The organism is Leifsonia sp. (assembly GCF_051955155.1).
GTDB lineage: Bacteria > Actinomycetota > Actinomycetes > Actinomycetales > Microbacteriaceae > Leifsonia.
On record NZ_JBQCGZ010000020.1, the window covers coordinates 1 to 7,668 of the forward strand.

At 68.5% G+C, this 7,668-nt stretch carries 9 protein-coding genes; 5 read left to right on the forward strand and 4 right to left on the reverse strand.

Annotated features, from left to right (window positions below):
- The 3 genes from ACTHMF_RS02140 to sdhC all read right to left on the reverse strand — a co-directional run.
- On the reverse strand, positions 1-731 hold a 731-nt coding region (locus tag ACTHMF_RS02140), incomplete at its 3' end, for an FAD-binding protein (RefSeq protein WP_440316116.1).
- 24 nt (positions 732-755) lie between these two features.
- Positions 756-1,199 (reverse strand): succinate dehydrogenase hydrophobic membrane anchor subunit, encoded by a 444-nt coding sequence (locus ACTHMF_RS02145; protein ID WP_314146931.1) that lies wholly within the window; start codon positions 1,197-1,199, stop codon positions 756-758.
- Between the two features lies 1 nt (position 1,200).
- Entirely contained in the window at positions 1,201-1,539 is a 339-nt protein-coding gene (gene sdhC, locus ACTHMF_RS02150) for a succinate dehydrogenase, cytochrome b556 subunit (RefSeq protein ID WP_399552903.1), read from the reverse strand.
- 239 nt (positions 1,540-1,778) lie between these two features.
- Here sdhC and ACTHMF_RS02155 point away from each other — a divergent pair, with 239 nt between their 5' ends.
- Complete coding sequence (locus ACTHMF_RS02155) at positions 1,779-2,003, forward strand: hypothetical protein (RefSeq protein WP_314146933.1); 225 nt, start codon at positions 1,779-1,781, stop codon at positions 2,001-2,003.
- Positions 2,004-2,249: 246 nt separating this feature from the next.
- On the opposite strand, the gene ACTHMF_RS02160 is transcribed toward ACTHMF_RS02155, so the two are convergent.
- Complete coding sequence (locus tag ACTHMF_RS02160; protein ID WP_440316117.1) at positions 2,250-3,374, reverse strand: mannose-1-phosphate guanylyltransferase; 1,125 nt, start codon at positions 3,372-3,374, stop codon at positions 2,250-2,252.
- 74 nt (positions 3,375-3,448) lie between these two features.
- Here ACTHMF_RS02160 and ACTHMF_RS02165 point away from each other — a divergent pair, with 74 nt between their 5' ends.
- From ACTHMF_RS02165 to ACTHMF_RS02180, 4 genes are all read left to right on the forward strand, one after another.
- Positions 3,449-4,603, forward strand: coding sequence for a glycosyltransferase family 4 protein (locus tag ACTHMF_RS02165; protein ID WP_440316118.1), 1,155 nt, complete (start codon positions 3,449-3,451; stop codon positions 4,601-4,603).
- Between the two features lie 46 nt (positions 4,604-4,649).
- The gene (locus ACTHMF_RS02170) at positions 4,650-5,780 is read left to right on the forward strand and encodes a magnesium and cobalt transport protein CorA (protein ID WP_314146936.1); all 1,131 of its coding nucleotides are present in this window, start codon (positions 4,650-4,652) and stop codon (positions 5,778-5,780) included.
- A 268-nt stretch (positions 5,781-6,048) separates the two neighbouring features.
- Positions 6,049-7,131, forward strand: a complete 1,083-nt coding sequence (locus ACTHMF_RS02175; RefSeq protein ID WP_314146937.1) for a BMP family lipoprotein — start codon at positions 6,049-6,051, stop codon at positions 7,129-7,131.
- A 211-nt stretch (positions 7,132-7,342) separates the two neighbouring features.
- On the forward strand, positions 7,343-7,668 hold a 326-nt coding region (locus tag ACTHMF_RS02180), incomplete at its 3' end, for an ATP-binding cassette domain-containing protein (protein ID WP_440316120.1).

Here is a 7,668-nt window from a genome sequence, read left to right on the forward strand (position 1 = left end):
TTCTTGCGCCAGATGATCCCGACGCCGTCGCCGGTGAGGGTGTGCGCGTTGGAGGTGGTCTTGAAGATCTTGCCGAAGCCGCCGGTCGCGAAGATGATCGCCTTCGAGTGGAAGACGTGCAGCTCGCCGGTGGCCAGCTCGTACGCGACGACGCCGGCGGGCTGGTCGACGCCGTCGACCTCGTTCATGATCACGTCGAGCACGTAGAACTCGTTGAAGAAGTTGATCCCGAGCTTGACGCAGTTCTGGAACAGCGTCTGCAGGATCATGTGGCCGGTGCGGTCGGCGGCGTAGCAGGCGCGGCGGACCGGCGCCTTGCCGTGGTCGCGGGTGTGCCCGCCGAAGCGGCGCTGGTCGATCTTGCCGTCCGGCGTGCGGTTGAACGGCAGGCCCATGTTCTCGAGGTCGATGACCGCGTCGATGGCCTCCTTGGCGAGGATCTCCGCAGCGTCCTGGTCGACCAGGTAGTCACCGCCCTTGACGGTGTCGAAGGTGTGCCACTCCCAGCTGTCTTCCTCCACGTTGGCGAGCGCGGCGGCCATGCCGCCCTGCGCCGCTCCCGTGTGCGAGCGGGTGGGGTAGAGCTTCGAGATCACCGCGGTCTTCGCGTGCGGCCCGGCCTCGATGGCCGCGCGCATCCCGGCGCCGCCTGCGCCGACGATGACGATGTCGAACTCGTGGTAATGGACGCCGTCGATGACGGTGGATTCGGTCGATTCAGTCGTAGTCACTTCGCTGTTTTTCCGTCAGTCGCTTCACTTGGCCGGGCAGAACGAGGGCAGCTGGTCGGCGGCGGCACCGGCGGGGCACGGGTCGAACGTGAAGATCACGAGCGTGCCGAGCACGATCAGCACGACGACCGCCGCGCCGATCGCCCACTTGAGGATGCGGTTGACCGTCCGGTTGTACGCGTAGTCGTTGACCAGCGTGCGCATGCCGTTGCCGCCGTGGATGAGCGCGAGCCAGAGCATCAGCAGGTCCCAGACCTGCCAGAACGGCGTCGCGTACTTCCCGGCGACGAAGGCGAAGTCGATCTGCTTGACGCCGTCGCCCAGGACCAGGTTGATCAGCAGGTGGCCGAAGATCAGGATGACCAGGAGCACGCCAGAGGCGCGCATGTAGATCCAGCCCCACTTCTCCCAGTTGGTGCCCTTGCGAGCCGGGCGGGACGGCGTGCGCGGCGCTTCGATGGTCGTCACGTCAGTTCACCTCCGCGAAGATGTGGGTCAGCTGCACGGGCACGAAGCCGGCCATGAGCACGACCCAGAGCACGATGACGATCCAGAACATGACCTTCTGGTACTTGACGCCCTTGCTCCAGAAGTCGATCAGGATGATCCGGATGCCGTTGAAGGCGTGGAAGACGATGGCCGCCACGAGGGCGATCTCGCCGAGACCCATGATCGGGTTCTTGTACGTCCCGATCACCGCGTTGTAGGCCTCCGGGCTGACCCGGATGAGCGAGGTGTCGAGGATGTGGACGAGAAGGAAGAAGAAGATGGCGACCCCGGTGATGCGGTGCAGCACCCAGGACCACATTCCTTCACGGCCGCGGTACAGTGTGCCGCCCGGCCGGGTCTTGGTCGGCTGCAGGGTCCCTGCCGCTTGGTCTGGCACGAACAACCCTCCCTGGTTGGATCGCTGACGGAAGGCGCGTGAAGCGCGTGCCAAGTCTATGCCGCGGGGCGGACCTGCGCTTCTTAGGGTGACCTTGGTTATCTCGACGTCGAGATAACTCGCCGGTTGACCGGAAGCGGGCGCGGCGTACGTTCTGCGGCATGACACAGGACGAACCCGTCATGGACGGGAGCACGGAGGCCGGCGACGATGTCAAGGTCGCCGGGATCGTCGAGCAGCTGCGCGCCGACATGCAGCTGAGACCGCAGGAGGACAGCGAGCGACTGCTCCGCCAGCGCCTCGAGGACGCGGGCATCGTGCTCGACGACGCCGAGATCAGCCGCATCGCCCGCGACGTCCAGAACGGCCCCTCCGCCGTCGACTGACGCCCCGCCCGTCCCACCCGATCCCACCCGCACCCTCGCCCGTTGCGAAAGGAGGAGATCGCGGCCGATGCCGTTCCGACCTCCTCCATTCCGTGCCCCTGGCCGGGTTCGGACCGAGATGTCCTCCCTTCCGCCCGGTGTTGCGAAGGGAGGAGATCGGCACTCGAATGGGGCCGATTGCTCGCAAACGGAGGAGATCGCGGACGGTTCGGGGAGTAAGTCCTCCGTTTGTGACGGCGGGGCGCGTTAAAGGACGTCGGTGGAGCCGGTGAGCTTGAGGGCGTCCACGACGGCCTTCACGCGCTGGGCGTTCTCGCTGGTGGTGACCAGCAGGGCGTCCGGGGTGTCCACCACCACGATGTCGCGCACGCCGATCAGGCTGATGACGCGCTTGCTCTGGCTGACGACGATGCCGCTGGAGGAGTCGGCCAGCACGCGGGCGTCCTCGCCGAGGATGGCGAGGTCGGACTTGCGGCCGCCCGAGTTCAGCTTGGCGAGCGACGCGAAGTCGCCGACGTCGTCCCAGTCGAAGTAGCCGGGGATGACGGCGAGCCTGCCCGCCGCGGCCGCGGGCTCCGCGACGGCGTAGTCGATGGCGATCTTCTCCAGCCGCGGCCAGATCCTGTCGACGGCGGGACCGCGCGTCGCCGGGTCGTCCCACGCGGCGGCGAGCTCGATGAGGCCCTGGTGCAGCGCCGGCTTGGTGCGCGCGATCTCCTCGAGCAGCCGGTCGGCGCGGGCGATGAACATGCCGGCGTTCCAGAGGTACGAGCCGTCTGCGACGTAGCCCTCCGCCGTCGCCAGGTCCGGCTTCTCCACGAACGACCCGACGGCGAGGGCGCTCGGCGCTCCCGACACCTCCAGCGGGCCAGCGCAGTGGATGTAGCCGAAGCCGACGGCGGGCTCGGTCGGCTTGATCCCGATGGTCGTGATGAAGCCGGCGTCGGCGGCGGCGACCGCCTCGCGGACGGCCGCGGTGAACAGCCGGTGGTTCCTGATCACGTGGTCCGCGGCGAACGAGCCGATGATGACGCCGGGCTCGCGGCGCTCCAGGATGGCCGCGGCGAGCCCGATCGCCGCGGTCGAGTCGCGCGGCTCCGACTCGAGGACGACGTTGGGGTCGGTCAGCGCAGGCAGCTGCGCCTCCACGGCGGCCCGGTGCGCGCGACCGGTGACGACCATGATCCGCTGGTCCCCGCTGATCGGGGCCAGCCGCTCCCAGGTGTCCCGCAGCAGCGTGTTGCCCGAGCCGGTGAGGTCGTGCAGGAACTTCGGCGCGTCCGCGCGGGAGAGCGGCCAGAGCCGCGAGCCGATCCCGCCGGCGGGGATGACGCTGTAGAACCGCTCGATGGGACCGCGAGGTGTCGTCATGGCGAAAGGATACCGAGCGCTCCTGGACACCGGGCGTTCACGGGGGCGACACCGCGCGCGCCCACACTGGTCGCATGCGGGTCGCCGTCGTCAGCGAGAGCTTCCTCCCCACCGTCAACGGGGTCACGAACAGCGTCCTGCGGGTGCTGGACCATCTGGCCGCCGTCGGCCACGAGGCCATCGTCATCTGCCCGGACGCGGGGGCGCCGGCGGAGTACGCGGGCTTCCGCATCCACCAGGTGCCGTCGATCGCCTACCGGCAGTTCCCCGTCGGGCTGCCGAGCCCGCAGGTGCAGCGGATCCTGGCCAGGTTCGGGCCGGACGTGCTGCACGCCGCCTCTCCCTTCCTTCTGGGGGCGCAGGCCATCGCCGCCGCCAACCGGCTCGGCGTCCCCTCCGTCGCCGTCTACCAGACCGACGTCGCCGGGTTCGCCCGGCGCAATGGGCTCGGGATGACGTCCGCGATCGCCTGGAAGTACGTGCGCTGGGTGCACGACGGCGCCGATCTGACGCTCGCGCCGTCCGCGGCGTCCGAGTTCGACCTGCGCCAGGCGGGCGTCGCGCGGCTCGCGCGCTGGGGCCGCGGCGTCGACCTGGACAGGTACCACCCGAACCACCGGCGGACGCCGGAGGCGGTGGCCCTGCGCGAGCGGCTGTCCCCGGACGGCGAGGTCGTCGTCGGCTACGTCGGCAGGGTCGCCCCGGAGAAGCAGGTGGAGCGGCTGCGCGCCCTGCGCGGGCTGCCGGGCCTCTCCGTCGCCATCGTCGGCGACGGCCCGGCCAGGGCTGCCGTCGAGCGCGAGCTGCGCGGGATGCACGTGACCTGGCTGGGCCGGCTCGGGGGAGCGGAGCTCGGAACGGCGTACGCGGCCCTCGACGTGTTCGTGCACACCGGGTCGGAGGAGACGTTCGGCCAGACCGTCCAGGAGGCGCACGCCTCCGGCCTCCCCGTCGTCGCACCGCGCGCGGGCGGACCCGTCGACCTCGTCGAGCACGGCGTCGACGGACTGCTCTACCCGCCCGCGGACGATCGCGCCCTGCGGGCCGCCGTCGCGATGCTCGCGCAGGATGCCCCGCTGCGGATGCGCATGGGCGAGGCGGGCCGCCGGGCGGTGCTCGGCCGCGGCTGGGACGCGATCTGCGGCGAGCTGATCGGGCACTACGAGCGGGTCGTCCTCGACGCGTCCCTCCACGTCCAGGCCGCGGGCAGACTGCGCGCGTACAGTTAGGTGGCCCCTTCTCCGGGCCGTCTTCACGAGCACCTGGAGGTGAACGATGGCGAACCTGAACCGACGCGGCATTCCGATGCCCTTCGTGTCCCGATCGCGGCGGGTCGATCCTCCCAGTACCGCTCCGCAGGCCGTCGCTGAGCCTGCCACCCGCCGGTCCAGCATGGTCGACAGCGCCGTGTACGCCGACGGTGTCCGCGTCGCCTCCCCACGCACGCTGGCCGAGACCTACCGCGCGCTCGACGCGACCCCCGGCGGGGTGGCCTGGATCGGGCTGTACCGGCCGAGCGAGAAGGAGCTGATGTCGCTGGCGGAGGAGTTCAGCCTCCACCCGCTCGCCGTCGAGGACGCGATCGTCGCCCACCAGCGGCCCAAGCTCGAGCGCTACGACACCGTCCTCTTCGTCGTGCTGAAGGCGGCGAACTACCTGGACGTGCCGGAGGAGGTCGACTTCGGCGAGCTGCACCTCTTCGTCGGGCCGAACTTCGTGATCACCGTCCGGCACAGCGAGTCGCCCGACCTGTCGACGGTCCGGCAGCGCATGGAGGGGGAGCGCGACCTGCTCGCGCTCGGGCCGCAGGCCATCCTCTACGCGATCATCGACGCGGTGGTGGATGCGTACAGCCCGGTCGTCGCCGGTCTCGCCAACGACATCGACGAGATCGAGACGCAGGTGTTCGGCGGGGACGCGCTGGTCTCCCGGCGCATCTACGAGCTGTCGCGCGAGGTCATCGACTTCCAGCGCGCCACGCATCCGCTCTCCTCGGTCATGGTCGCGCTGGAGCGCGGCTCCGCCAAGTACGGCGTGACGGAGGAGCTGGAGCGCCGGCTGCGCGATGTCGCCGACCACCTCACGCAGGTGAACGAGCGCGTCGACGGCTTCCGCTATCTCCTGCGCGACATCCTCACGGTGAACTCGACGCTGGTCTCCGAGCGGCAGAACGAGGAGATGACCCGGCTGGCGCACTCGACGCACCGGCAGGGCGAGGAGGTCAAGAAGATCTCCTCGTGGGCGGCCATCCTCTTCGCCCCGTCGCTCATCGCGGGCATCTACGGCATGAACTTCACGCACATGCCGGAGCTGCAGTGGCCGCTCGGCTATCCGCTCGCGGTCGTCGCGATGCTGGGGCTCAGCACCCTGCTCTACGCGATCTTCAAGAAGCGCGGCTGGCTGTAGGGCGCGCGTGTCCCTGTTCGGGACATGCGTCCCTGCTCGAGCAGGGGGCAGATGTACCGAAACGGCACCGTCGCGGAACGGTCCGTCCCCCGCTCGGGGGAGGACCGTTCCGCCGTGCTCAAATGAGCAGGTGCCAACGGCGCGCGCGTTTGTAACGCTTGCATGAAGAAGCCGGATTTTCGGACGGTGCGGTTCGTCACATTCGGTAACGTGCATTGCATACCCTGGCCGCGCTCCTGCGCGCGGTCACGCATCTTGGAGGACAACCTTGAGAATCACAGCCCGTAAGGCCGGCCTCGTCGGCCTGGCGGCGGTCGGCGTCGTGTCGCTGCTCGCCGCGTGCTCGGCTGCCCCGTCGGACAGCTCGTCCACGGGAGCCGCGAAGAGCGACTTCCTGCCCTGCATGGTCTCCGACTCCGGCGGATTCGACGACCACTCGTTCAACCAGCTCGGCTACGAGGGTCTGCAGGAGGCGGCCAAGTCCCTCGGCGTCGACTACAAGAAGGCCGAGTCGAAGAGCGAGAACGACTTCGCCCCGAACGTGCAGAGCATGATCGACCAGAACTGCAAGCTGGTCGTCACGGTCGGCTTCCTCCTGAAGGACGCGACCGAGAAGGCGGCCAAGGCCAACCCGGACGTCAACTTCGCGATCATCGACGACAACGAGATCAAGGCCGACAACGTCAAGCCGATCATCTTCGACACCGCCCAGGCGGCGTTCCTCGCGGGCTACGCCGCGGCGAGCTACTCGAAGACCGGTGTCGTCGGCACCTTCGGCGGCATGCAGATCCCGACCGTCACCATCTTCATGGACGGCTTCGCGGACGGCGTGAAGTACTTCAACGACCAGAAGGGCAAGTCGGTCAAGGTCGTCGGCTGGAACGTCGACACCCAGAAGGGCTCCTTCACCGGTGGCTTCGACGCCAATGAGACCGCGAAGAACACGGCTCAGGGCATCATCGACCAGAACGCCGACGTCATCATGCCGGTCGGCGGCCCGATCTACCAGTCGGCCGCTCAGGCCATCAAGGACTCCGGCAAGCCGATCGCGATGATCGGCGTCGACGCCGACGTCTACCAGTCCGACCCGAGCGTGAAGGACCTGCTCCTCACCTCGGTCATGAAGGGCATGAAGCCGGCCACCAACGACGTGGTCACCCAGGCCGCCAAGGGCAAGTTCGACAGCACGCCGTACGTCGGCACGCTGAAGAACGACGGCGTCGGCATCGCCCCGTTCCACGACTTCGAGTCGAAGGTGGACAAGGGCCTGCAGGGCGAGCTCGACAAGATCAAGGCCGGCATCATCGACGGCTCGATCAAGGTCACCTCGCCGTCGTCGCCGAAGCAGTAACGGCACGACGCAGCACTCGACGGGGAGGTCAGCGCACGCTGGCCTCCCCGTCGCACGTCACCCCTTGTCCGGGTTGCTCGTTTGAGCACACACTGACATATGTGCAGGAAGGTAGGGTGAGGGTGCGCATCGAGGCCACCCCGCCGTTTCGCGTGCCATCACTCAACGTCTCTGTGCTCACCCCGGGCGAGTAGAGAAGGAACCCACCCGAATGAAGCTCGAACTCCGAGGCATCACCAAACGGTTCGGTGCCCTGGTCGCGAACGACCACATCGACCTGACGGTCGAACCCGGCGAGATCCACTGCCTGCTCGGCGAGAACGGCGCAGGCAAGTCGACTCTGATGAACGTCCTCTACGGCCTCTACCAGGCCGACGAGGGCGAGATCCTGCTGGACGACGAGGTCCAGCACTTCGCCGGTCCCGGTGACGCCATGAAGGCGGGCATCGGGATGGTGCACCAGCACTTCATGCTCATCCCGGTCTTCACCGTCGCCGAGAACGTGATGCTCGGCCACGAGCAGACGAAGTTCGGCGG

Bases quoted from the DNA above. Each gene is read 5' to 3' on its own strand.
- ACTHMF_RS02170 (WP_314146936.1), top strand. From the start codon at position 4,650: ATGGCGAACCTGAACCGACGCGGCATTCCGATGCCCTTCGTGTCCCGA.
- ACTHMF_RS02155 (WP_314146933.1), top strand. From the start codon at position 1,779: ATGACACAGGACGAACCCGTCATGGACGGGAGCACGGAGGCCGGCGAC.
- ACTHMF_RS02160 (WP_440316117.1), bottom strand. From the start codon at position 3,374: ATGACGACACCTCGCGGTCCCATCGAGCGGTTCTACAGCGTCATCCCC.
- ACTHMF_RS02165 (WP_440316118.1), top strand. From the start codon at position 3,449: ATGCGGGTCGCCGTCGTCAGCGAGAGCTTCCTCCCCACCGTCAACGGG.
- sdhC (WP_399552903.1), bottom strand. From the start codon at position 1,539: ATGTGGTCCTGGGTGCTGCACCGCATCACCGGGGTCGCCATCTTCTTC.